This window comes from Phormidium sp. CCY1219, from assembly GCF_035615515.1.
Lineage (GTDB): Bacteria > Cyanobacteriota > Cyanobacteriia > Cyanobacteriales > Laspinemataceae > CCY1219.
In genome coordinates, this window is the sequence record NZ_JAJENT010000579.1 from 1 (window position 1) to 390 (window position 390).

Below are 390 nucleotides of genomic sequence, written 5' to 3' on the forward strand. Positions count from 1 at the left end.
ATATTGGAAACTTTTAGATCCTCGACAAAGATGACTTCTGCCTTGTCGATTAATTCTTGAGCTGTTTCAAAATGCCACTGCCTCCGCTGTCTTGCAATACGTTGATGCAGTTTGGCAATGCGCTCATTCAACTTGCGGCGAGGCTTTGAACCCTTAGCCCTCGCATCTCGCTTGGCCTGGAGCTTAGACAACTTCTTTTCGGCTTGGCGATAAAACTTGGGTGGCTGTTTCGTGGTGCCATCCGAGCAAGCGATGAAGTATTCGAGCCCCGCATCCACACCAATGCTATTGGTTTCAGTGGGCTGTATCTCGATAACTGGCAAAGCAGGAACGCTTTTGTCTTCAAGGGTTAACGTGACATACCAGCCGTCCGCCTTCTTTGTTACCAGA

The 390-nt window shown here is 48.7% G+C and carries 1 protein-coding gene; it reads right to left on the bottom strand.

The genetic code is table 11. The features are described 5' to 3' along the window. Positions 1–390 (bottom strand): RNA-guided endonuclease InsQ/TnpB family protein (locus LKK83_RS16185; RefSeq protein ID WP_324632255.1); only part of this gene is annotated, 390 nt, incomplete at both ends.